Source organism: uncultured Massilia sp. (assembly GCF_913773735.1).
Lineage (GTDB): Bacteria > Pseudomonadota > Gammaproteobacteria > Burkholderiales > Burkholderiaceae_D > Telluria.
Genome location: NZ_CAJYEB010000044.1, coordinates 1 through 20,489, shown reverse-complemented (window position 1 = coordinate 20,489; position 20,489 = coordinate 1). Strand labels below are relative to the sequence as shown.

The 20,489-nt window shown below is 69.5% G+C and carries 19 protein-coding genes; 7 read left to right on the top strand and 12 right to left on the bottom strand.

Annotation, left to right across the window (positions count from 1 at the left end):
* Positions 1 to 23: 23 nt before the first annotated feature.
* The 9 genes from QZ749_RS23130 to QZ749_RS23090 all read right to left on the bottom strand — a co-directional run bounded on the left by QZ749_RS23130 (position 24) and on the right by QZ749_RS23090 (position 6,266).
* Positions 24 to 1,049, bottom strand: a complete 1,026-nt coding sequence (locus tag QZ749_RS23130) for a hypothetical protein (protein WP_296952089.1) — start codon at positions 1,047 to 1,049, stop codon at positions 24 to 26.
* Positions 1,050 to 1,074: 25 nt separating this feature from the next.
* Positions 1,075 to 1,593 carry a hypothetical protein gene (locus QZ749_RS23125; protein ID WP_296952086.1) on the bottom strand — a complete coding sequence of 173 codons (519 nt, stop codon included), beginning with the start codon at positions 1,591 to 1,593 and terminating at the stop codon, positions 1,075 to 1,077.
* Positions 1,594 to 1,601: 8 nt separating this feature from the next.
* Entirely contained in the window at positions 1,602 to 2,183 is a 582-nt protein-coding gene (locus QZ749_RS23120; protein ID WP_296952084.1) for an RNA polymerase sigma factor, read from the bottom strand.
* Between the two features lie 86 nt (positions 2,184 to 2,269).
* Positions 2,270 to 2,713, bottom strand: coding sequence for a thioesterase family protein (locus QZ749_RS23115; RefSeq protein ID WP_296952081.1), 444 nt, complete (start codon positions 2,711 to 2,713; stop codon positions 2,270 to 2,272).
* A 19-nt stretch (positions 2,714 to 2,732) separates the two neighbouring features.
* Positions 2,733 to 4,052, bottom strand: coding sequence for a M20/M25/M40 family metallo-hydrolase (locus QZ749_RS23110; protein ID WP_296952073.1), 1,320 nt, complete (start codon positions 4,050 to 4,052; stop codon positions 2,733 to 2,735).
* A 5-nt stretch (positions 4,053 to 4,057) separates the two neighbouring features.
* Complete coding sequence (locus QZ749_RS23105; protein WP_296952071.1) at positions 4,058 to 4,471, bottom strand: nuclear transport factor 2 family protein; 414 nt, start codon at positions 4,469 to 4,471, stop codon at positions 4,058 to 4,060.
* A gap of 15 nt (positions 4,472 to 4,486) precedes the next feature.
* Positions 4,487 to 4,801 carry a hypothetical protein gene (locus QZ749_RS23100; RefSeq protein ID WP_296952068.1) on the bottom strand — a complete coding sequence of 105 codons (315 nt, stop codon included), beginning with the start codon at positions 4,799 to 4,801 and terminating at the stop codon, positions 4,487 to 4,489.
* Positions 4,798 to 5,631 carry a hypothetical protein gene (locus QZ749_RS23095; RefSeq protein WP_296952065.1) on the bottom strand — a complete coding sequence of 278 codons (834 nt, stop codon included), beginning with the start codon at positions 5,629 to 5,631 and terminating at the stop codon, positions 4,798 to 4,800. Before QZ749_RS23095 ends, QZ749_RS23100 begins: the two co-directional genes overlap by 4 nt.
* Before the next feature lie 77 nt (positions 5,632 to 5,708).
* Positions 5,709 to 6,266, bottom strand: coding sequence for a DUF882 domain-containing protein (locus QZ749_RS23090; protein WP_296952062.1), 558 nt, complete (start codon positions 6,264 to 6,266; stop codon positions 5,709 to 5,711).
* A gap of 185 nt (positions 6,267 to 6,451) precedes the next feature.
* Between QZ749_RS23090 and QZ749_RS23085 the strand changes: the two genes are divergently transcribed.
* Entirely contained in the window at positions 6,452 to 9,235 is a 2,784-nt protein-coding gene (locus QZ749_RS23085) for a pitrilysin family protein (RefSeq protein ID WP_296952060.1), read from the top strand.
* Between the two features lie 258 nt (positions 9,236 to 9,493).
* Here the strand turns inward: QZ749_RS23085 and QZ749_RS23080 are convergent, their stop codons facing one another.
* Positions 9,494 to 11,203, bottom strand: a complete 1,710-nt coding sequence (locus QZ749_RS23080; protein WP_296952057.1) for a M1 family metallopeptidase — start codon at positions 11,201 to 11,203, stop codon at positions 9,494 to 9,496.
* Between the two features lie 142 nt (positions 11,204 to 11,345).
* On the opposite strand from QZ749_RS23080, the gene QZ749_RS23075 reads away from it, so the two are divergent.
* Positions 11,346 to 11,936 (top strand): isochorismatase family protein, encoded by a 591-nt coding sequence (locus tag QZ749_RS23075; protein ID WP_296952054.1) that lies wholly within the window; start codon positions 11,346 to 11,348, stop codon positions 11,934 to 11,936.
* A 39-nt stretch (positions 11,937 to 11,975) separates the two neighbouring features.
* Here QZ749_RS23075 and QZ749_RS23070 read toward each other — a convergent pair whose 3' ends face one another.
* Complete coding sequence (locus QZ749_RS23070; protein ID WP_373896853.1) at positions 11,976 to 12,254, bottom strand: hypothetical protein; 279 nt, start codon at positions 12,252 to 12,254, stop codon at positions 11,976 to 11,978.
* A gap of 127 nt (positions 12,255 to 12,381) precedes the next feature.
* On the bottom strand, positions 12,382 to 13,368 hold the full coding sequence (locus QZ749_RS23065) for an LLM class flavin-dependent oxidoreductase (RefSeq protein WP_296952052.1): 987 nt from the start codon (positions 13,366 to 13,368) through the stop codon (positions 12,382 to 12,384).
* Between the two features lie 138 nt (positions 13,369 to 13,506).
* Between QZ749_RS23065 and QZ749_RS23060 the strand changes: the two genes are divergently transcribed.
* The 5 genes from QZ749_RS23060 to QZ749_RS23040 form a co-directional block, all read left to right on the top strand.
* A complete protein-coding gene (locus tag QZ749_RS23060; protein ID WP_296952049.1) occupies positions 13,507 to 14,754 on the top strand; it encodes a serine hydrolase in 1,248 nt (415 codons plus the stop codon).
* A 128-nt stretch (positions 14,755 to 14,882) separates the two neighbouring features.
* On the top strand, positions 14,883 to 15,554 hold the full coding sequence (locus tag QZ749_RS23055) for a hypothetical protein (RefSeq protein ID WP_296952046.1): 672 nt from the start codon (positions 14,883 to 14,885) through the stop codon (positions 15,552 to 15,554).
* Between the two features lie 445 nt (positions 15,555 to 15,999).
* On the top strand, positions 16,000 to 17,622 hold the full coding sequence (locus tag QZ749_RS23050) for a TolC family protein (RefSeq protein ID WP_296952043.1): 1,623 nt from the start codon (positions 16,000 to 16,002) through the stop codon (positions 17,620 to 17,622).
* Complete coding sequence (locus QZ749_RS23045; RefSeq protein WP_296952039.1) at positions 17,619 to 18,413, top strand: efflux RND transporter periplasmic adaptor subunit; 795 nt, start codon at positions 17,619 to 17,621, stop codon at positions 18,411 to 18,413. The genes QZ749_RS23050 and QZ749_RS23045 overlap by 4 nt, the downstream gene beginning before the upstream one ends.
* Before the next feature lie 37 nt (positions 18,414 to 18,450).
* On the top strand, positions 18,451 to 20,489 hold a 2,039-nt coding region (locus QZ749_RS23040; RefSeq protein ID WP_296952037.1), incomplete at its 3' end, for a DUF4347 domain-containing protein.

The window sequence follows — 20,489 nt, the reverse complement described above, 5'->3', positions numbered from 1 at the left end:
CCGGCCTGCGCCGGGACGACGGGTCATTTTGCCTTGTCTTTCTCTTTCCGCTGCCCCAGCGGCTCGTCGACCGTGTAGCCGGCCGGCACCGCGAACAGCGCCGGCGCCGGCTCCTCGCGCCGGATGTTTTCCAGCCTGAAGATCGTGTCGCCGCTGCGCGGGTCGCTGTGCTTCGTGTACACCGCCACCTTCAGCTCGGGCGAGGTCCAGGTCTCGTCCGACACCACGATCGGATTGCGGTTGCCGATCTCGCCGGCCGGGATCTCGTAGCTGCGCAGCTTGCCCTCGGCCTTGACGCCGCCGACGTCGCGCGTGCCCAGGTCCTTCGTGGTCGCCTTCGCCGCCCACCTGGCATCGGCGAACATCGTGTTCGTCAGGGTCACGACCGTGGATTGCGGATCGCGTATCGTGACCGCGTTCGCCAGTACTTTCGGGAACTGGATGCGCACGTCCTGCACGTTCACGCGCGTCTCGCCGCCCCGTTCGACGCGCTTGACGATGATCGCCTCGCTGCCGTCGCCGAAGCGGCGCCGCTCGACGTTCGCCATGTCGCCTTCGCGGCGCGCCAGCTCGGTGCTGACGCGCGCGGCTGCGGCGGCCGCGGCGCGGCCCTTCTCGGCGGCGGCGCGCGCGGCCAGCGAGAGGTCGCCGATCCGCGTCGCCGTGCGCGTCTGCGGATGCAGGACGACGTTGGCCGAGGCGACCGGATCGTTGATCGTCACGACGACCGTCTCGCCTTTCGCATCACGCACCTCGCGGCGCGTGCGGCCGGCGCCGTCGCGGTAGGTCATCGTGCTCTGGCGCTCGGCGATCTGGTTGCCGTCGGCGAGCAGCTGCAGGCGCTCGGTCACGGCCAGCGCGCTGTAGGGCGCCTGCGTCACGGTGCCGGTGCGCATGATGGTGACGCCGCTGCGCGGGTCCTTGACCAGCGAATCGACGATGAAGGTCTGGCCGCCGGCGGGCGCCTGCTCGTCGGCCAGTGCGAAGGTGGACAGGCTGGCCAGGGCGGCGGCCAGGGTGGCGGCCAGGATCGGGCGGGTAGGGTTCATGGCACTCTCTTTGGTCGATGGATGGTCAGTTGATGGCGCTCAGGCGCAGCGCCAGCGGCTGGCCGTCGGCGGCGACCAGCATCTCGGCGCGGACGGACTCGCCCGCCGTCTCGGGGGTGAGCGGCACGCCCAGCGCGGCCAGGCTGGTGCGCGACACCTGCGTCGACACCATGCGCGGACTGGGTTCCCGCTCGATGCGCTCGATCGAGTCGAGGGCGATGAACAGGCCGCCGTCGTCGCCGCGCGTCACTACCGGCTGGACGCTTCCCGTCCCGCCATCGACGCCCGGCGCGTGCAGGTTCACGACCAGCAGCGCGCATGCCACGCCGGCCGCCGCCAGGCCGCCGGCCAACGCCCACGCGCGGGCGGTCAGCGCGTCGTGCCAGCGGCGGCGGCGCGGGAACCGCTGCGCGAACGCCTGCATCAATTCCTTCTCGACGCCGCGTGGCGCGTCCAGCGCGGCCATCTCGCGGCGCAGGTCGTCGAACAGCGGGAGGCGGGCGTCGGGGCCATCGGGGTTGCGGGAATCCGGAGTCGTCATCATGTGTCCTTTCAAACGGTGCTGGCGCCGCGCCACGCGGCGAGGCGCCGGGCCAGGGCCGCGCGGCCGCGCGACAGGCGCGAGCGCACGGTGCCGATGTCGACCTGGCAGACGTCGGCGATCTCGGCATACGACAGCTCGTGCATCTCGTACAGGATCACGGCGTCGCGGTAATGGGGCGCCAGCAGGGCCAGCGCGCGCCGGACTTCCTCGGCCGCCTCGTGGTCCAGCAGGCGCGCCAGCGGGCAGGCGCCGTCGGCGGGAAGCTCGGACTCGCCGTCCTCGTCGTCGTCCGCCGCCGGGGGCACGTGGCGCTGGCCCGGCGCTTCCAGCTTGAGGATCAGGTTGCGCGCCACGCCGAACAGGAAGTGCTGCAACTGCCCGCGCAGCGGATCGAAGGCGAAGCGGCCGGTGAGCAGGCCCATGAAGGCTTCCTGCACCACGTCGGCGGCCGTGCCGGGCGAGCCGCAGCGCAGCAGCGCGAAGCGGTACAGCGGACCCTGGTGGCGCCGGTACAGGGCCGCGAAGGCATCGGCGGCGCCGGCGCGCGTCTGGCGCAGCAGGTCGGAGTCGGAGGCGGTGGTGGTCGTCATGGGCAAGTGTGTTTTACCCATATTCCGCCGGGGGGAAGAAAAAGTTCCAGTTTTTTTTGTGTTCCCGCACACACGCGGGCGTGGCCTCAATCGATCCAGTTCACCTGCGCGAACTTGGCGCGGAACTCGTCCGGCATGGCGACCACCTGGCCGGCCTTGTAGTTGTAGAAGACGAAGCCCTGCTTGGCCATCGCCACCAGCGTCCGGTCGCGCGGGCGGGTGATGCGGAAGATGACGTCGCCGCCGTACTTGTTGAAGTCCATCACGCCCACCTCGAACAGCAGCTCGTCGCGCGCGTGCGCCTCGGCGCGGTAGGTGGTGGCCAGATCGGTCACGATGATGCCGGTGCCGTCGCGCTCCGTCTCGGCCACGCCGAACTCGAACAGGAAGCGCGCCCGCGCTTCCGAGATCATCGAGATCATCGAGTCGTTGCCCAGGTGGTTGCCGGCGTTGATGTCGGTGACGCGCACCGTCAGCACGGTCGTGTAGTAGTACTGGTCTTCGGGGAAGGAGAGGGTCAGTCGGGCCATGGCGGTGTCGGTTCCAGTGTCAGCGGGTCAGGCGGTAGATCAGCAGCGCGGCGCGGATGGCGCCGCGCTCGATCGAGTCGGGTTCGAGATCCTCGGCGGGCGAATGGGCGCCGTTGCCGCTGGCGCCCAGGCCGTCCAGGCTGGCGACGAACGGCGCCACGAACTGGATGTCGCCGGCCCCGCGCGCCTCGGCCGGCAGCGCGGCGATCGCGCCCAGGCCGGCGTCCTCGCTGGCGCGCGAATACGTGGCCAGCAACGCCAGGTTGCCGGGGGTGACGGCCATCGGCGGATACGAATCGTGGAAGGCGATGGTGGCGTCGGTGCCCGGCAGGTGCTGCGCCACGATCGCGCGCATGCGCGCATGGGCGCGGTCGCGCTGGGCGTAGTCGAGGTAGCGCAGGTCGCCCTCGACCCGGGCGCCGGCGGCGATCACATTGGTCTTGCCGAAGGCGCTGCCGCGCGCGGCCGCCGCGTCGACGGCGGTCTCGGTGCCGCCCACGATGAAGCCCGGGTTGAAGGTCAGGCCCGGTTCGGCCACCTCGCGCCGGAAGGCGTCGAGGATGCGCGCCGCCTCGTACACGGCGCCATAGCCGTTGGCGCCGAACACGGCCATCGAATGGCCCTGGCGGCCCGTCACCTCGAGCGTCCACCCGGCCGTGGCGCGGCGCCCGACGGTGGCGGTCGGCCGGCCGTCCTTGTCGACGACGTTGCCCTCGAAGCTGAGGGCGGCGTCGCTGCGCCTGGCCAGCGCCACCATGTCGCCGCGCGAGAGACTTTTCGGATTGCCGGCTTCTTCCTCGTCGCCGGTGAACATGACGGCGATGCGGGTGTCGTCGAGCGCGCCGGCGCGCTGCAGGGCGCGCAGCGCCGCCACGACGATCACGTCGCCGCCCTTCATGTCGGACACGCCCTGGCCGCGCACGCGCCCGTCGCCCTGGCGTTCCCAGGTCGGTGCGCCGTTGCCCGGTTCGAACACGGTGTCGAGGTGGCCCAGCAGCAGCAGGCGCTTGCCGCGCCGCCCGTCGCGGGTGGCGACCAGGTGGCCGGCCCGTTGCATCTCCGGCGGCAGGTCGATCCAGCGCGTGGCAAAGCCGAGCGCGTCGAACTGTTCGCGGAACAACTGGCCGACGGCGCGCACGCCCTCCAGGTTCATCGTGCCGCTGTTGATCAGCACGCTCTTCTGGAGCAGCGCCAGCGCCTGCGGCGCGCCGGCCCTGACTTCGGCCACGATGCGCCGCTCGACCGGATCGAGGCCGGTCTCCGCCGCCGCGTGGGCGGCACCGATGCCGCCGGCCGCGAGCAGGGCGGCGATCGCCGCGCGGCGGATCGCGCGCTGCATGGCCCTCATGCCGGCGCGGCGCCGTGCAGGCGCTTGTTGCCGACCTGGACCGAGGCGCTGGCGATCCTGCCGTCGACGACCTCGTAGATCGCCACCATGTTCACGGTGCCCGTGCCTTCCGGGAAGGTGCGGGTGACTTCCTCGTGGTCGATGACGATATTGCCCATCACGGCGCGCTGCAGCAGGCGCGCATGCAGGTTCGGCTCCTGGAAGCGCACGGCCATGCGCGCGCGCAGCTCGGCCGCGCCGCTGGCCACCAGCCGGCCCGGATGCTCGTACTGGCGCGCATCCGGCGCATAGGTCGCGAGCAGGGCGTCGACGTCGCGGGCATTGTAGGCGTCGAGCTGGCGCTGGACGACGGCTTCGGGGGAAAGAGGATCGGGCATCGGCGCGATGGCGGTGGGTGGCGATGCTGGCATTCTGCCATGAAGCGCTCAGCGGCGTGGCTGGTCGCCCGGGTAGGGCGGCCGGGTGCGCACCTTGCGCACGATGCCGGCGCGGTCGAGCAGCACCACCTGTTCGGCGGCGCCGGCCGGCGTGGCGGTGCTGTAGAGCCAGGCTTCCATGCCGCTGTCGAACACCACCGTCCTGGTCTGCCCGAAGGCGGCCACCAGCTCGGCGCGCGTGGTCTTGCCGGGCACGACCACCTGGCCGAAGCGGTCCGCCGGCACCAGCGTGCCCGGCGTGGGGGCGCTGGCGCAGCCGGCCAGCAGGGCCGCCGCCAGCAGGACGGTGGACAGGGTTCTCATGGCTGCATCCCTTCGTCGAGGTCGTCCATGTACGCGAAGTGGACCAGGGTGTCGTCGGGCCAGCTGCGGTCCCAGATCGGCGCGTAATAGGTGCGGTCGAGCAGCACCTGGCAATCGCAGTAGGGCAGCATGTCGCGCGTCTGCTCGCCGCCCGCGTACAGGAAGCGGAACGGCAGGATCTCGCTGCGTCCCGGCGCGCGCAGGATGACGGCGAACACGGGCCGCTCGGTGAAGAACAGGAAGTTGCCGTCCGGGCTGTTGCAGACCTGCTCGGGGCTGTTCAGGGCGTCGGCGATCCAGCCGAACAGCGGCGAGCGGTTCGACACCAGGCCGGCCTCGACGCCGACCAGGCATTCCAGGCGCAGGTCGCCCAGGCGCCGGGTGCCGGGCGGCAGGCCGGGCGTCGTCACCTGGGCGCGCCAGGTCATGCTGGTGGTCTTGCGGTTGGCAAGCACGGCGGCGTCCTCGCGCAGCGCCTGCGCGTTGCGCGGCAGCGTGAAGCTGTTGTCCGGCGCGACCGGCACCGGCACCGTGACGGCATCGCCGACGATGCGCAGCGTGATGCCGTGCATGTCCACGTTCGGCGAGCGCGGCAGCAGGCGGAAGCGCAGCGTGGCGCGCGGCGCCAGCGCGTGCTCGCGCTCGAAGCGCGCCATGCCGGCGATCATCTTGCGGTAGGACTTGTCGACCGGATCGCGCGTCGAGGTGACGTTGACCGTCTGCGCCGGCGCCACCACCGCGGCGGGCGGCGGGGCGTCCTGCGTGGCCGGCGCCACCTGGGCGCGCGCCAGCGGGGGCGCGGCCAACAGCGCGACCAATAGTGTGGCCAACGACGTGGCCAACGGCGTGGCCAACGCCGCAGGCAACAGCGCCGGCGGCGTCGCGGCGCGCGGCGGCCGGATGCGCATCACCAGTAGCGCACGCGGCCGACGTCCATGTGGACGAACTGCGAGTCCGGGTAGTAGCCGACCCCGCCGCCCTTGGCCGCCATCGCGACCCGGTGCAGCTTGGCCAGGTCCTGGCCCGGAATGCGCACGTCGATGGCCTTGCCGTCCATGTGCAGGCTGTGCTTGGCCACGCCGGTCGTGTTTTCGTGCAGCTTGGCATTCGTTTCCGGCGACCGGTAGCCGGAAATCACGTGGATCGTCGGGTGGTCGCCGAACTTCGCGCTGATTCGGTCCAGCAGCATCAGCAACTGCGGGTCGATGGCCGCGACCTTGTTGTTGCGGTGGTCGCGCAGCAGTTTGTTGATGTCCTGCAAGGCATCGGGAATGAACTGGCCTTCGGCCCAGAACACGCTGCGGGTGGTTTCGCCCGTGTGCGTGTTGTACAGGCGCAAGATGCGTTCGCCGGGCGCCGCGGCGGCGGCCGCCGTCGGGATCGACTTGGCCTTGACGACCGCGGGCGCGCCCAGTACCGATGCCATGACGGCAGAGCTTTTGAGGAAGGAGCGTCGTTGATTCATGGGACTGTCCTTGCACTGGTGGCTAAGCCTGCATGATACGCCTGTTGCATGGATCGTGCAGCGGACCAGGCCCACAGTGCCTGTCGGCGCAGGACGACAAGGCAAGAAATATTTCTTGGGAACATGCGTGCACCGGCAATGCGGGCATCTGCCTAGAATGCGGGGCTGTCATTCGAGGAGACCCCATGCCCGCGCTGATCCGGCTGTTCTGCATCCTGTCCCTGCTGGTGCCGGCGTGGCTGCCGGCGGCGCCGGCCGCCCGGCCCGACCCGTCCGTCGTCGACATCCCGGTTCCCGATATTCCCTACACCAGGTTCGTGTTGAAGAACGGCCTGACGGTGCTCGTGCACGAAGACCGCAAGTCGCCGGTGGTGGCCGTGAACACCTGGTACCGCGTCGGTTCGCGGGACGAGCAGCCAGGCAAGACCGGCTTCGCCCACCTGTTCGAGCACCTGATGTTCTCCGGCAGCGCGCATGTCGATCGCCCCTTCCTGGCGGCGCTGGAAGGCATCGGCGCGCGCGACCTGAACGGCACCACCAACAAGGACCGCACGAATTATTTCGAGACGGTGCCGGCGTCGATGCTGGACACCGTGCTGTTCGCCGAGAGCGACCGCATGGGCCACCTGCTGCCCGTGCTCGACCGGAACAAGCTCGACCTGCAGCGCGGCGTTGTGCAGAACGAAAAGCGCCAGCGCGAGAACCAGCCCTATGGCGTGGTCGAGCAGCTCGTCGCCGCCAACACCTGGCCGGCCGGGCATCCGTATTCCTGGACCACGATCGGTTCGATGGCCGACCTCGACGCGGCCTCGATGGACGACGTGACGGCGTGGTTCCGCCGCCATTACGGTCCGAACAACGTCGTGCTGGTGCTGGCCGGCGCCATCACGCCGGAGGAAGCGCGCGCCAAGGTCGAGACATACTACGGCGACATCGCCCCGGGCCCGCCGCTGGCGCGCCAGCGCGCCTGGGTCGCCAGGCGCAGCGGCACGCACCGGATGACCGTGCAGGACCGCGTGCCGCAGGCGCGCATCTACCGGATCTGGAACGTGCCCGGCGCCGACACGCCCGAGGAAGCGCTGCTCGACCTGGGCGCGCGCGTGCTGGGCGGCGGCAAGACCTCGCGCCTGTACCGGCGCCTGGTCGAGCGTGAGCAACTGGCGACGTCCGCCTTCGCCGGCAACGATTCCTACGAGATCGCCGGGCAGTTCGGCATCAACCTGACCGCGCGCCCCGGCGCCGATCCGGCCGCGCTGGAACGCGGCGCCGCCGAGGAACTGCGCACGCTGCTGGACCAGGGGCCGACGGCCGAGGAGTTGCGCCGCGCGCAGGTGGCGATCCTGGCCGGGCAGGTGCGCGCGCTCGAGCGCGTCGGCGGCTTCGGGGGCAAGAGCGACGTGCTGGCGCGCTGCGCCGTGTTCACGGGCGCGCCGGACTGCTACAAGACGTATCTGCAACGCATCAAGGACGCGACCCCGGCCGCCGTGCGCCGGGCCATGCGCGACTGGCTCGCCGACGGCGACTTCGTGCTGCAGGTCGATCCCTTTCCGGCGCAGCTGGCGGCGACGCCGTCCACGCTCGAGCGCGACGTCGCGCCGCCGGCCGGCCAGGCGCAGCAATTGGCGCTGCCGCCGATGCGCAGGGCCGTGCTGTCGAACGGCCTGAAGGTCGTGGTCGCCGAACGCCACGGCGCGCCGGTGGTCAACCTGTCGCTGATGGTCGATGCCGGCTTCGCGGCGGATGCGCAGCGCCTGCCGGGCCTGGCCAGCTTCGCGCTGCGCATGCTGGAGGAGGGAACCGGCGGCGCCGGCGCGACGGTGCGCGGACCCCAGGACATCGCGCGCGAACTGGAAGCGCTGGGCGCCTCGTTCGGCACGACGATCAACCTGGATGGCGCCTTCGTCAACATGAACGTGCTGGCGCCGACGCTGGCGCAGTCGCTCGCCCTGTATGCCGACCTGGCGCTGCATCCGTCCTTCCCGCAGGCCGAGGTCGAGCGCCAGCGCGCGCTGCGCCTGGCCGGCATCGCGCGCGAGAAGACGGTGCCGCGCCTGATGGCGCTGCGCGCGCTGCCGGCGCTCGTCTACGGCCGCGGGCACGCCTACGCGCTGCCGCTGACGGGCAGCGGCACCGAACAGGCGTTGGCACGCATCGGGCGTACCGACCTGGCGGCCTGGCACGCAACCTGGTTCCGGCCGAACAATGCGACCCTGCTGGTGGTCGGCGACACCACGCTGGCGGCGTTGCTGCCGCTGCTGGAGCGCGCGTTCGGCGCCTGGCGTCCCGGGCCGGTGCCGCGCAAGGACGTGGCCGCCGTGTCCCAGCCGGCCGGCAGCGTCGTCTACCTGATCGACCGTCCCGGCGCGCTGCAGAGCGAGATCGTCGGCGCCCAGCTGGCGCCGCCGCGCAACAGCCCGGATGCGACCGCCCTGGACCTGCTGAACGACGTGTTCGGCGGCACCTTCAATTCGCGCCTGAACCTGAACCTGCGCGAGGACAAGCACTGGTCCTACGGCGTCGGCGCGACCCTGGTGCAGGCGGTCGGGCAGCGCATCCTGTACAGCGTCTCACCCGTGCAGACGGACAAGACCGCCGATGCCCTGCGCGCGCTGGCCGGCGAATACGCCGCCATCGCCGGCGGCCGCCCCGTCACGCCGCGCGAACTGCAGGAGGCCCAGGACCACGAGACGCTGGGCCTGCCCGGCGCCTTCGAAACCGTGGGGCAACTGAGCAATGCCTACGCGACGATCCTGCAGTACGGCCTGCCGGAGGATCACTACGCCACCTATGCGGCGCAGGTGCGCGCGGTCACGCCGGACGCCATCGCTGCGCTGGCGCGCCGGCTGGTGCTGCCGCGCCAGCCGGTCTGGATCGTCGTCGGCGACCTGGCGAAGATCGAGCGCGACATCCGCGCGCTGGGGCTGGGAGAGGTGCGCAGGATCGATACCGAAGGGAATGTCTTGCCTTGAAACGACGGGCGCGGACTCGCACCGGAGTCCGCTTCCCGCGCCAGGTGAACGGCTTCGCCGCGCGCTATCCGCTCCGGTGCGAAGGCTGCGCGAGCGCAGCCAGCCGTTGCCGGGCAGCGTGACGTCCAGGACCGCGCTGGAACCGCCGTTTCAAGCCATGCAAGCACGTCGTCCCGGCGCAGGCCGGAGTCCGATTGCTGTTTGCGCTGCGATGGCGCATGCAACATCGGATCCGGGCCTGCGCCAGGACGCCGGCGTTCAGCTGCCGGCCTTGCGCTTCTTCTGCGCTTCCTGGTACTGGTGGAACTGCTCGATGTGCGCGAGCCGGCGCAGCACCTTCGAATGCGGATCGAGCGTGTAGGTCGCGCCGGCCGGCAGCGCCACGCTGCCGCGGCCGTCCGTCATCGGCACGCTGACGATGCGCTCGCCCACGCGTACCTCGACCGGCATCGGGAACGGCGTGTTCTTTTCCGTCTTCCAGGCCAGCTGCAGGGTGTCGCCGCTGCGCGTGGCCTGCAGTTCGGGCAGGGCGGCCTGGTACAGGTAGGCCTGGAAGAACCAGTCGAGGTCGCGGCCGGCGTTGCGCTTGACGATGGCCATGAATTCCGGCGTGCTGCCGTTGCGCGGCGCGAAGTTGCCCGGACGCGGGTCCGGCGTGCCGTAGACGATCTCGCGCACCGAGCGGAAGAACGCCGCGTCGCCGATGAGGCCGCGCAGCGTGTGCATGACCAGCGAGCCCTTGACGTAGATGTCCTGGCCAGGACCGACCTTCTCGTCGTACACCTCTTCTTCCAGCTTGGGCGTGCCCGACACGATCGGCTTCCTGTTCCGGACGCCCGCGCGCGACTGCATCAGCAGGGCAAAGTATTCCTGGTCGCCGCGCAGCCACTGCATGTACAGCGGCTGCATGTAGCTGCCCAGGCCCTCGTGCAGCCACATATCGTCCCAATCGGCGTTGGTCAGCTGGTTGCCGAACCATTCGTGGGCGAACTCGTGCTGCAGCAGGTCGTCGTAGCCGTAGGGGGTCTTCGCGTACTTGTTGCCGTAGGCATTGATGGTCTGGTGTTCCATGCCCTTGTGCGGGGTCTCGACCACGCCCATCTTTTCGTCGCCGAACGGGTAGGGACCGATCACGCTCTCGAAGAAGTCCAGCATCGGCGCGAATTCCGCGAACAGTTCCTTCGCCTGCGCCTCGCTCTGCGGCAGGTAGTACAAGCGCAGCGGGATCGTGTTGCCGTAGCGGCTGGCGTAGTTCCCTTCCATCAGCTTGTACGGGCCGACGTTGATCGAGATGCCGTAGGTGCTCGGGTTCTTCGCGCGCCAGTGCCAGGTGCGCCAGCCGTCCTTCTCGTCCATGCCCAGCGCCACGCCGTTGCCGGCGGCGACCAGCGGCGCCGGTACCGTGAAGTGTTCCTCGACGATCTTCGCCTTGCCGGTCGGGTGGTCGATGCACGGCCAGAACAGGTCGCAGCCTTCGCCCTGCACGGCGCTGGCGACCCAGGGCTGGCCGTCCGGCGTCTTCGACCAGACGAAGCCGCCGTCCCAGGGCGCCTTCTTGGCCACGTGCGGCTGCCCGTGGTACCGCACGCGCACCGTGGTCTGCCGGCCGGGTTCCAGGCGCTGCGGCAGGTCGACCGTCAGCTTGCCCTCCGGATTGCGCCAGCGGTTCGCGGCCAGCGGCCGGCCGTCGACCTCGATGGCGTCGATCGGCAGGTTGCGGTCGAGGTCGAGTTCGATGCGCTCGACCGCGGCGCGGGTGCCGAAGGTCAGCCGGACGTCGCCGCGGATGCTGCGGGTGTCCGGCTCGATGCGCAGCGCCAGGTCCGCCTTTTCGAACTCGAGCGCGAGCTGGTCGCTGCTGCGCGCGGCGCCGGATCCGGTGGTGTACGCCGTCATGGGAGGCTGTTGCTGCGGGGTGGCGCAAGCCGCCAGCAGGGCGCTCATGCCGGCAAGGGCGATTCGTTTCATGGGGGTTCGGCGCGTCGGCGCTTCGCTGTTGATGATCCTGAGAAATTTATCACAGAGGCAACCCGCTGCGAATAGGCCATGGGGGCATCGAGCGCGCGCCGCCGATTCCTCGCTTGTCCGATACTTTACCCAAGGAGGAACCATGGACGATACCAAACTGGACATTGGACGCACCGCCCTGGTGCTGATCGATTTGCAGAACTTCAATACCACGCGCCAGCTGGCGCCGCACCCGGCCGACCGCGTCGTCGGCAATTGCGTGCTGCTGGCGGACGAGATGCGCAACCGCGGCGGCATGGTGGTGTTCGTGCGCGTGCTGCTGGACGAGTTGCTGCCGCTGCCCGCGGACAATCCCATGAAAAAGCCCGGCACCCCGGCCCCGCCGCCGGAAGCCCTGCATTTCTCGCCGGACGCGCAGGTGCAGGCGCAGGACATCGTCGTGACCAAGCGCCAGTGGGGCGCCTTCTACGGGACCGACCTGGAACAGCTGCTGCGGCGCCGCCACATCAAGACCATCGTGCTGGGAGGCATCGCCACCAATTTCGGCGTCGAATCGACGGCGCGCGCCGCGTTCGACCAGGGCTTCGAGCTGGTGTTCGCCGAGGATGCGATGAGCAGCATGGAGGCCGATGCGCACAACTTTGCGTGCGGTAACGTGTTCAAGGTGATGGGCAAGGTGCGCTCGACGCGTGCGCTCATCGATGCCTTGCAGGCGGGGACGGGCGACGCCTGACGCCGGGCCGGCGCCGCGCCGGCCCCGATGGACGGCCGCTTATTTGCGTGCGGCCGCCTGGGCGTTCGCGTTGGCTTGCGCCTGGGCATTCGCCTGGGCCTGCTGGCGCTCCTGCTTTTCCTGTTTTTCCTGCTTCTTGGCCATATGGTGGCCGACGGCGCAGCCCGCAGCCGCGCCGAGCACGCCGTGCTTGCCGGCCACGTGGCCGCCGACCGCGCCCACGGCCGCGCCCTTCAGGCAGCCGGGCTTGGCCCAGGCGCCCGTGGCGGCGAGCGACAGCATCAGGGTAAGGACGATCGATCCGGTCTTCGACTTCATGGTGTTCTCCTGGTGACACGGCGGCGACATGCCGCCCGATGACGCCAGCATAGACATGGCGTTCCACGGCGAATGTACGCCATCCCACCGTGGAAACAATCCGTAATGAAGCAGGTCGCCGGCAGCGTCAGCCCTTGCGCTGGATCTCCGCCGTAATCTCGTACGAACGCAGGCGCGCCGCGTGGTCGAAGATCTGCGAGGTGATCATCAGCTCGTCGGCGCCGGTGCGCGCGATGAAGGCCTTGAGCTGGCGTTCGACCGTGTCGGGCGCGCCGATCGCCGAGCACGACAGCACCGAATCGAGCATCGTGCGTTCCGCCGGGCCGAGCAGGTCGTAATAGCCGGCGACCGGCGGCTTCAGCTTGGTCGGATGCCCGGTGCGCAGGTTGACGAAGGCCTGTTGCATCGAGGTGGCGCGCAATTGCGCTTCCTCGTCGCTGTCGGCCGCGAACACGTTGAAGCCGAGCATCACGTAAGGCTTGTCGAGCTGCTCCGACGGGCGGAAGGTGGCGCGGTAGATCTCGATCGCCTGCATCATCATCTGCGGCGCGAAATGCGAGGCGAAGGCATAGGGCAGGCCCAGGTGCGCCGCCAGCTGCGCGCCGAACAGGCTCGAGCCGAGGATCCAGACCGGCACCTTCAGCCCCGCGCCCGGCACGGCGCGGATGCGGCCGCGCGGCGCGTCGGAAAAATAATCGAGCAGTTCGACGACGTCCTGCGGGAACTCGTCCGCGTCGGAAGCGAGGTTGCGGCGCAGCGCGCGCGCCGTCGCCTGGTCGGAGCCGGGCGCGCGGCCCAGGCCCAGGTCGATGCGGCCCGGATACAGCGATGCGAGCGTGCCGAACTGTTCGGCGATCACGAGCGGCGAGTGGTTCGGCAGCATGATGCCGCCGGCGCCGACGCGGATGCGCGAGGTGCCGCCGGCCACGTGGCCGATCAGCACCGCGGTCGCCGCGCTGGCGATGCCCGGCATGCCGTGGTGTTCGGCCAGCCAGAAGCGGTGGTAGCCCCAGCGCTCGCCATGCTGCGCGAGGTCGAGCGAGTTGCGGAAGGAGTCGGATGCCTGCGCCCCTTCCGTGATCGGGGCGAGGTCGAGTATCGAGAATGGGATCATGCGGGGAATCATACGCCGATCGTTCCTTTCGCGTGCGCGGCGGTCCAAAATGCGGTCCGGCGTATGGACGCCGGCGCGTACGCTTGACCCTGCCGGATGCGCTGCCTATGATTGCCTTTTTTTAAGGCGGTTCCGTCCATGCGCCTGTTTTCCTTCCGTGCGCGGCTGCCACGCCGCACCCTGTTCGCCGTCGCCTGCCTCGCCGTCCTCGCCGCCGGGTGCGCCGTCCCCGGCCGTCCGCTCCCCGGCGCCCGTCATGCCGCCCTCGATGCGGCGCGCTTTCCCGAGATCGATGCCGCGCTCCGGCAGGCGATCGGCGAGAAAAAATTGCCGGGGGCCGTGTTCCACCTAGAGCGCGCCGGCGACGTCTACGAACGGGCCTACGGTACGCTGCATGACGGGCCGGACGCGGCGCCCGTCACGCCGGACACCGTGTTCGATGCCGCCTCGCTGAGCAAGGTGCTGGCCACGGCGCCGGCCATCCTGCTGCTGGCCGAGGAGGGCAAGATCGACCTCGATGCGCGCCTGGCGCAGTACTTTCCGGAATGCGCCGGCGGCGGCAAGGACGCCATCACGATCCGCCACCTGCTGACCCACAGTTCCGGCCTGCCGTCCGGGCTGCCCGCGAAGCCGGCCTGGCACGGCGATGCCGCCGCCCACGCGCTGGCGTGCAACACGGCGGTGACCGATGCGCCGGGCACGCTGTTGCGCTACTCGGACATCAACTACATCCTGCTGGGCCAGCTCGTGCAGCGCGTCTCCGGCATGCCGCTGGACCAGTTCGCGCGCACCCGCATCTTCGCGCCGCTGGGCATGCGCGATACCGGCTACCTGCCGCTGCGGCGCGGCGTGGCGGCGGACACGATCGCGCCGACGCAGAAGGGCGCGCAGCCGGGCACGGCCACGGCGCACGGCGACCTGGCGCCGGGCGCGCTGCTGCAGGGCGTGGTGCACGACCCGACCGCGCGCCGCATGGACGGCGTGGCCGGCTCGGCCGGCGTGTTCACCACCGCGCGCGACGTGGCGCGGTATGCGCGCATGGTGCTCAATGGCGGCGAACTCGACGGTGTGCGCATCCTGCGCCCGGACAGCGTGCGCCTGCTGACCACGGCGCAGACGCCCGCCGGACTGGCGCCGCGCGGCATGGGCATGGACATCGATTCGCCCTACGCGCTACGGCCGCGCGGCTTGCTGTACCCGGTTGGGGCCAGCTACGGCCATACCGGTTTCACGGGCTGCGTGCTGTGGATCGACCCGGGATCGCGCAGCTTTTACGTGCTGCTGTCGAACCGCGTCTATCCCGACGATGCCAGCCGCGTGCTCGAGCTGTACACGCGCCTGGGCACGCTGTCCGCGCAGGCGGCGGGCCTGGTTCACCCCGGATGAATACTTTCCTGGCGGCTAACGCGCGCACGCTTTGCCGCGATCGCTTTAGACTGGTTTTCCTCTGAACGGTATCTCATTGATATTGTTGAGCTTTTAGCCCCAAACATATTAGGAGAAACGACATGCAGATGAATAAACTTCTGAAAGGCCTGATGGGTGCGTCGATTGCCATGGCGATGATGGGCGCTGCCCAGGCGCAGACCAGCACCACGTCGCAGGACCAGTCGTCGACCAGCAAATCGTCGCAGAAACACTCCGGCAAGAAACAGTCGGGCAGCAGCGGCAGCAGCAGCAGCGGCATGACCGGCAGCAGCACGACCGGCAGCAGCACCGGTACCGCCACGGGCCAGATGGGTAGCGGCACCAGCGGTACCAGCGGTACCAGCAGCGGCACCATGGGCACCGGTTCGTCGGGCACCAGCGGCACCACCGGCACCACCGGCGCCGGCTCGATGGGCACCAGCGGCACCACCGGCACGGCCACGGACCCGATGGGTACCGGCAGCGGTACCACCGGCACCAGCGGAACCAGCGGCACGACCGGCGCGACCGGCACCATGGGCTCCGGCGCGACCGGCACCAGCGGCATGAGCGGCAGCACCGGTGCCGGCGGCGTCAGCTCGGGCAGCGGCCTGAGCGGGTCGAGCGGCGGCATGACCGGCACGGGCGCGGGTTCGGGCGCGGGCACCAGCGCGACCGGCACCGGTACCAGCACCGGTACCACCAGCAGCGGCACCAGCACCACCGGCACCAGCACGACCAGCGGCACCAGCGGCGGCACCGGCAGCCGCGGCTACTGATCGCGCGTCAGCGGGCGGCATGCATGCCGCTTGCGCAAGCCATGCTTGCGACCGACAACCAGCCTGCGGGCTGGTTTTTTTTCGCCGTGACGAACGCGGAGCACCCCGGATCGTGTCCGGTCATCGCCATTCGATGAGGATTTTTCAACAAAGCAAAGAAAAGAGGATCGAGATTTAATATTTTCCACAAAGAAACAATGCAAAATCATGGCATCGTTGTCAATATTCCGTTACCTAATAACAACATGCAAAGTGGAAATATTAGTTTCTTGGGATATTTTGGTAGCAATTGTGCACTAAAATTCTGGTCATCATCTTCTTTGTTAGCGTTATCCATCCCCGCGCCACGCCGGTGCCGGTTCTGCCGGCACCGTGGCGAATCTCATCCCATCGATTACCATCCATGTCCTCTCGCGCGATCCTTCCCAGCCAATCCCCCTTCTTCATGCCCAGGAAACTCGCAGCAGCGACGGCCGGCGTGTTTGCCGCCGCGGTGCTGGCCGGCTGCGGCACCGTGAACGTGCAACCGCTGGCCGAGGAGACGCTGCAGCGGCAGGCGGCGCTGGACCGCGCGGCGGCCCAGGCGCAAGTTCCTCCGCTGTCCGGCAAGCTGTCGATGGACGAGGCGATCGCCCGCGCCCTCAAGTACAACCTGGAGCGCCGCACCCGCCTGATGGAAGAGGCGCTGGCGCTGAACCAGCTCGACGTGGCCAACCTGGACATGCTGCCGAAAGCGATGGCGAACGCCGGCTATACCTGGCGCGACAAGGAACTGATCACCCGCAGCGTCGATTCCGTCACCGGCAAGCCGTCGCTGGCCAACCCGTACATCTCGTCGGAGCGCAGCCATGCGGCCTACGACCTGGGCCTGACCTGGAACATGCTCGACTTCGGCATGTCCTACCTGAGCGCGAAGCAGGGCGCGGACCGCGTGCTGATCGCGGCGGAGCGCCGCCGCAAGGCCATGCACGTGCTGATCGCCGACGTGCGGACCGCGTTCTGGCGCACCGCCAGCGCGCAAAAGCTGCGCGACGACGTCAAGCGCACGATCGACATGGCCGAGGCCGCCCTGGCCGATGCCCGCAAGGTCGAGAAGGAACGCCTGCGCTCGCCGGTCGACACGCTGCGCTACCAGCGCCAGCTGCTGGAAAACCTGCGCCTGCTGGAAAGCATCGAGCAGGAACTGGCCAGCGGCCGCGTCGAACTGGCCAGCCTGATCAACGCGCCCCTGGACCAGGACTTCGAGGTCGTCGAGCCGGATGGCGGCATGGAGCCGGCCCTGCTGGAGGTGCCCGTGGCCCGCCTGGAAGAGCTGGCCGTGACCCAGAACGCCGACCTGCGCGAACAGTTCTACAACGGCCGCATCGCGGTCGAGGAAACGCGCAAGACCATGCTGCGCCTGTTCCCCAACCTGTCGTTCAACTACGACCTGCGCTACGACGCCGACAAGTACCAGATCAACAACCGCTGGAACGACGCCGGCGCGCACCTGTCGTGGAACGTGATGAACCTGTTCTCCGGGCCGGCCCAGAAACGCATGGCCGAGGCCGGCGTGAAGCTGGCCGACCAGCGCCGCATGGCGACCCAGATGAGCGTGCTGACCCAGGTCCACCTGGCGCGCCTGCAATACCAGGTCGCCTACCGCCAGTACCTGCGCGCCGACCAGATCTGGAGCGCCGACGCGAAGATCGCCGAGCACGTGCGCAATCGCCGCCAGGTCGAAGCCCAGAGCCAGCTGGAGATGGTGGCCAACAACACGACCGCGATCCTGTCGCTGCTGCGCCGCTACCAGTCGCTGGCGCAACTGCAGGGCGCGGCCAGCAAGATGCAGGCGACCGTGGGCATGGAACCGCGCCTGGGCAGCGTGGACGAGCTGTCGCTGGAACAGCTGACGCGCGACGTGGGCGCGGCGATGCGCACCTGGGAGCAGGACCTCGCGTCCCGTCCCGCCAAGTCCGCAGCGGCCGCGCCGGCCGCGCCGGCGCCCGCGGCCGCCCCGGCCGCGCCCGTCAAGCTGGCCAAGGCCACGACGCAGCGCAAGCGCGCCGCGCAGGGCAAGCGCCAATGAGGGTGCACGTCCGTATCGCGGCCCTGGTAGCGGCCGCCGGCCTGGCCATGGCCCAGGCGGCCATCGCCGCCGCGCCCGCCGTGCCGGCGCCGCAGGCCCAGGCCGGCCGCACCGCGCTGGATCGCCAGGATATCCGCGCCCAGCTCGCGCCGCGCCGCTACACCACGGTGGCGTCCGAGATCGGCGCCAAGATCAGCCGGATCGCGGTGCCAGAAGGCGGCGCATTCCGCGCCGGCCAGGCGCTGGTCGCCTTCGATTGCTCGCTGCAGCAGGCCCAGTTGCAGAAGGCCAGGGCCGTGCTGGGCGCGGCCGAGCGCACTTACGTCGCCAACAAGCGCCTCGATGAGCTGCGTTCGGTCGGCAAGGTCGAACTGGAGGCGTCGGAAGCCGAAGTCGGCAAGGCCAGGGCCGAAGTCGAAGGCAGCCGCGTGCTGCTGTCCAAGTGCACGATCGCGGCGCCGTTCGGCGGGCGCGTCGCCGAGCAGAAGGTGCGCGAGCAGCAATACGTGCAGCCCGGCCAGGCCCTGCTGGAGATCCTCGACGATTCGGTGCTCGAACTCGAATTCCTGGTGCCGTCGCGCTGGCTGGCCTGGATCAAGCCGGGACACGCGTTCCAGGTGCGTATCGACGAGACCGGCAAGACCTATCCGGCCAAGGTACAGCGCATCGGCGCGCGCGTCGATCCGGTCAGCCAGTCGGTCAAGCTGTCGGCCGCGATCGCCGGCCGTTTTCCCGAGCTGATCGCCGGCATGAGCGGACGCGTCGAGCTCACTCCACCCGCCGGCCACTGACCCGCCGGTACCGACCCATCCTTTGCCCCGAACCCGCATGAAATCCAATTCCGTCCTCGACCTGACCGCCATCGATACGGCGGGTGCCCCCGCCGGCGCGCGCCGCGCCCTGAACCGCCGCGGCCCGGCATCGTTCGCCCTGGAGCCGCGTATCATGTTCGACGGCGCCACCGCCGATGCCGCGGTCGCCGCGGCCAAGGCGGCGGCCGACGCCACGGCCGCGGCCGCGGCCGAGCGCGCGGCGCCCCGGCACGATGCCGGCCACCAGGACACGCTGGTGCCGCCCGCACTGCGCCCGCCGGCGCAGGAACGCCAGGAGATCGTGTTCATCGAGGACAATATCCCGAACTACCAGCAACTGGTGGCGGGCGTGGCGCCCGGGGTGGAAGTGGTCGTGCTGGACCATACGCGCGACGGCCTGCAGCAGATGGTCGATGCGCTTGCCGGACACGCGCCGGTCGACGCGATCCACCTGGTCACGCACGGCGCGGCCGGCCAGATCGAGTTGGGATCCACCATTTCGGGCGCCAACATCGACCAGTACGGCGACCGCTTCGCGCGCCTGGGCCAGGCCCTGGCATCCGGCGGCGACCTCCTGATCTACGGTTGCGACGTGGCCGAAGGCGCGGCCGGCCAGGCGTTCGTGGATCGCCTGGCCGCGCTGACCCATGCCGACGTGGCCGCGTCGACCGATATCACCGGTTCGCGGGCGTTCTCGGGCAACTGGACGCTGGAAGCGCACCAGGGCGCCATCGACACCGCCGCGCTGGCGCTGGACGGCGCCGGCTGGCAGGGCGCGCTGGCGACGCAGACGGTGTACGACGCCAACTGGCGAGAATTGGTGTTCAACGGCACCGGCAGCGGCTTCACCAATATCATCGGCGACGGCAAGTCGAACGGCAACGTGGTGCGTTTCAACAGCGTCATTACCATCGACGGCCAGGCCATCGATGCGGTGGTAACCACCGCGCTTGACCGCGCCACCATCAGCACCTACGATTCGCCGAACAACCCCTCGACGACGGGGGCGAACTACTTCCAGCCGAACATGAACGTCACCGCTTCCGGCGGCGGCGCTACGTTCACCATCGACTTCTACAAGGCCGGCACTTACACCGGCGCGGGCACTGGCACCGCCGTCACGCTGCAGAACGTTGCTGTCAACTCCTACGACATCGATGGCGTGGGTTCCAGCAACAGCGACCGCCAGTACCAGCAGTTCAAGGGTTTTTCGCGCTACGAACTATCGACCAACACCAAGCTGGTCGCCTCGACCCAGGGCAACGGCGCGGTGACATTCCAGTATGTGGCGGCCAGCGGCTTCAACAACCCGTCGAGCAGCATTACCGCCGACGAGTACCGCGTCAAGGTCTATTACGACTCCATGAGTTCGTTCCAGATCAAGTCGGGCGTCAACACCGCCGGTTCCGGCAGCTTGAGCGGCATCGCCTATTTCGCGATCGATTTCAGCGTGGGTCCGGCCTGGAACGGTACCACCAACGTCGTCGACACGCCGGCCCCGCGCCTGACCTACAGCACCACCAATTTCGTCGAGGCGAGCGCCAACGACGGATCGTTCTCGATGAGCGCGACCATCACGCTGGCCAACGGCAGCTTCAGCGGTAGCAATGGCGCGGACCTGTCAGGCGTCACGTTCAGCAATACCCCGGCCGGCCTCACGGCCCACGTGACGCGTACCAGCGCCACCACCGCGACCCTGACGTTTACCGGCAACGCCAACGCGCACACGAATGCGAACGACATCGCCAATTTCGGCGTGACCTTCGGCGACGCGGCGTTCAGTGGCGTCTCGGCCAGCGCCGTGACGGGCGCCTCGCGCAGCGACATCGTGGTCGACTTCGCCGATCCCCCGGCCAACCATGCACCGACGGCCTCCGGCACGGCGATCACGACGAACGAAGATACGGTCAAGAGCGGCAGCCTGCCTGTCGCCACGGACGTCGACGGCGACCTGGTGACGTACAGCAAGGCCACCGATCCGGCACACGGCAGCGTGGTGGTGAATGGCGACGGCACCTACACCTATACCCCGGCGACCGGCTACGACGGCGCCGA

Excerpts from the sequence above, each read along its gene's own strand:
- QZ749_RS23130 (WP_296952089.1), bottom strand. The coding sequence starts at position 1,049 with ATGAACCCTACCCGCCCGATCCTGGCCGCCACCCTGGCCGCCGCCCTG.
- QZ749_RS23125 (WP_296952086.1), bottom strand. The coding sequence starts at position 1,593 with ATGATGACGACTCCGGATTCCCGCAACCCCGATGGCCCCGACGCCCGC.
- QZ749_RS23120 (WP_296952084.1), bottom strand. The coding sequence starts at position 2,183 with ATGACGACCACCACCGCCTCCGACTCCGACCTGCTGCGCCAGACGCGC.
- QZ749_RS23115 (WP_296952081.1), bottom strand. The coding sequence starts at position 2,713 with ATGGCCCGACTGACCCTCTCCTTCCCCGAAGACCAGTACTACTACACG.
- QZ749_RS23110 (WP_296952073.1), bottom strand. The coding sequence starts at position 4,052 with ATGCAGCGCGCGATCCGCCGCGCGGCGATCGCCGCCCTGCTCGCGGCC.
- QZ749_RS23105 (WP_296952071.1), bottom strand. The coding sequence starts at position 4,471 with ATGCCAGCATCGCCACCCACCGCCATCGCGCCGATGCCCGATCCTCTT.
- QZ749_RS23100 (WP_296952068.1), bottom strand. The coding sequence starts at position 4,801 with ATGAGAACCCTGTCCACCGTCCTGCTGGCGGCGGCCCTGCTGGCCGGC.
- QZ749_RS23090 (WP_296952062.1), bottom strand. The coding sequence starts at position 6,266 with ATGAATCAACGACGCTCCTTCCTCAAAAGCTCTGCCGTCATGGCATCG.
- QZ749_RS23085 (WP_296952060.1), top strand. The coding sequence starts at position 6,452 with ATGCCCGCGCTGATCCGGCTGTTCTGCATCCTGTCCCTGCTGGTGCCG.
- QZ749_RS23080 (WP_296952057.1), bottom strand. The coding sequence starts at position 11,203 with ATGAAACGAATCGCCCTTGCCGGCATGAGCGCCCTGCTGGCGGCTTGC.
- QZ749_RS23075 (WP_296952054.1), top strand. The coding sequence starts at position 11,346 with ATGGACGATACCAAACTGGACATTGGACGCACCGCCCTGGTGCTGATC.
- QZ749_RS23070 (WP_373896853.1), bottom strand. The coding sequence starts at position 12,254 with ATGAAGTCGAAGACCGGATCGATCGTCCTTACCCTGATGCTGTCGCTC.
- QZ749_RS23065 (WP_296952052.1), bottom strand. The coding sequence starts at position 13,368 with ATGATCCCATTCTCGATACTCGACCTCGCCCCGATCACGGAAGGGGCG.
- QZ749_RS23060 (WP_296952049.1), top strand. The coding sequence starts at position 13,507 with ATGCGCCTGTTTTCCTTCCGTGCGCGGCTGCCACGCCGCACCCTGTTC.
- QZ749_RS23055 (WP_296952046.1), top strand. The coding sequence starts at position 14,883 with ATGAATAAACTTCTGAAAGGCCTGATGGGTGCGTCGATTGCCATGGCG.
- QZ749_RS23050 (WP_296952043.1), top strand. The coding sequence starts at position 16,000 with ATGCCCAGGAAACTCGCAGCAGCGACGGCCGGCGTGTTTGCCGCCGCG.
- QZ749_RS23045 (WP_296952039.1), top strand. The coding sequence starts at position 17,619 with ATGAGGGTGCACGTCCGTATCGCGGCCCTGGTAGCGGCCGCCGGCCTG.